Origin of the sequence: Streptococcus sp. k-628 (assembly GCF_013277475.1) — a bacterium.
GTDB lineage: Bacteria > Bacillota > Bacilli > Lactobacillales > Streptococcaceae > Streptococcus.
On record NZ_VMMZ01000048.1, the window covers coordinates 1 to 2,063 of the forward strand.

Annotated in this window: 2 protein-coding genes; both read right to left on the reverse strand. The window is 41.6% G+C overall.

Annotated elements, in window-relative coordinates; translation table 11 throughout:
- Positions 1–634 (reverse strand): HAD family hydrolase (locus tag HT730_RS06810; RefSeq protein ID WP_173307159.1); only part of this gene is annotated, 634 nt, incomplete at its 3' end.
- Positions 635–655: 21 nt separating this feature from the next.
- The gene (locus tag HT730_RS06815) at positions 656–1,975 is read right to left on the reverse strand and encodes a CapA family protein (RefSeq protein WP_173307160.1); all 1,320 of its coding nucleotides are present in this window, start codon (positions 1,973–1,975) and stop codon (positions 656–658) included.
- Positions 1,976–2,063 lie beyond the last annotated feature (88 nt).

Consider the following 2,063-nt stretch of genomic DNA (forward strand, 5'->3'; position numbering starts at 1 on the left):
CCCAACGCTTGAGTAATTCTTCCAAGCCCCATGCTTTATGAATTCCAGCTTGGAGGATATCAATGCAACCATAGCCACTCGATACAGCTCGGACACGGCCATCAAAGAGGTCATTGATTTCTTCCAAGACCGAACTCAAACGTTCCTCACCAACAACCATACTCATCTTGAGCACACCACCAAAGAGGTCAGAGGTTAATTCATCCACAAACTGCATCCGTTGGTAGAATTTTTCAATCATTTCTGGAGTCATAAAACTTTCAAGGTCTGTAAAAATAGTACCTTCCTTGACGAAACCACCCTTCATAGCCGTCACAACAAACTGGTCCTGACACGCTCGATCCTTGAAATGAGCCAAAGCCTTATCGACAATGGCATCATCCCAAGTCTGAGCCTGAATCGGTTCATTGTTTTCAAAAATACGAGCACCGTTGGCAACAACCAGAACCACTCGATTCACCAAGTGCTCCAGTAGTTGCCTCATGCGGTGAATTTCATTGCCCGTCGCGATGACAAAACGAATGCCCCTTTGATCCAACTGATCTAAAATCTTTTCCAAGCGTGGGAGATCCAGCTGGCCTCTAGCATCCAGCAAGGTCCCATCCATATCTGTCGCAATTACCTTAATCGTCATTTTCTTTCCTCTGAATTCAAGCTATTCCCACTTCAATCCCACATGTTCGTTCATTTCTTTATAGGCTGTATCAATTCGTTCCTTAGTCGCTTCATCTAATTGGTCACGATGACTGCCACCCTCTATAAAATCTTCCAAGATATAGGTTTGATAATGATATAAAGGATAGCCTTCTGGTGAAAAGGTTCCCTTTGGTGTTCGATTGACCCAAGTAGGATGAGCTTTAGCTGTTCCGATAGTTGTTTTTCCATCCTTCTTCTTAATGGTCACGTCCATGAGAACGCCACGTTCAGTCCACTTAGCATTTTCTTCATCTCCCATAGATTCAATCCGTTGATTGGAAATGAAGTTCCCCATTGAATAGATAATGAGTTTCTTGTCTCCATCTTTTTCAACCGTTTCAGATGGCTCAACTACATGTGGGTGCCCTCCAAAGATAACATCTGCTCCCCAATCAATCATCTTGTGATAAAGAGCTTTTTGTTCTTCAGTTGGTTCCAAGCGATACTCAACACCCATCTGAGGCATGATAATGGTGATATCTGCTTCCTTTTCCGCCCGTTCAATTTCAGCCTTCATCTTATCTTCGTTTAAATCTGAAAGATAACGATTATAGTCTTCCTGAGAAATATACTGCTCAATGCCATTGAAACCATAGGAATAGGCTAACAGTGCAACCTTGATACCATTCACTTCCTTAATGACCAGCGGAGCCTGATCACGTGGCTCATGCGTATAAACTCCGATTGGAGTGATTCCAGCTTTTTCAATAATATCGGCCGTTGAAATAACTCCCTCAATTTGCGAATCCAAAATATGATTATGAGCTAAATCCAGCACATGATAACCTGCATCCTTAATGGCATCCATAACTTCAGCAGGAGCATTAAAGAGAGGATAACCCGCTAAATAATGATCCTTATTGATGGTTCCTTCAAAGTCACCAATAGCTAAATCTGCTTGCTTAAGCCAAGGTGTCACATACTCAAAATTCTCATGAAAGTCATAGGTACCGTCTTCTTTTTTAGCTGAAAAGAAAAGTCCATCGTGGTAGAGCAAATCTCCGTTGGCCATAATTCTGGCAGTTTTTTCCTCTTCCTGCTCCTGAGACTTTTGCTTAGTCCCCTCTTGAGAAATAGTATCTCGTTTTTGACTGGTCAGAGGCATGCCTTGGAAACTTTCAAACAACAAGACCAAGCCCATTGATAAAGCAACTGCTAGCAAGAGTACCGCCACAAATCCTTTATTGCTCCACCTGCGATAACTCCTAAAAAAGTTTACCAAGCCCTTCATAAAACGAAAAGCTAAACCACCCTGATTTCTATCTTGTCTTCTTTGCATCTTCATTCTCCCTACTTTCTTATGCAAGCCTTTTCTTTTTATTATATCATAGATAAGTAATTCTTTCACAATTGATACTCTTCGAAAA

Coding starts and splice junctions, on each gene's coding strand:
- HT730_RS06815 (WP_173307160.1), bottom strand. CDS start 1,975: ATGCAAAGAAGACAAGATAGAAATCAGGGTGGTTTAGCTTTTCGTTTT.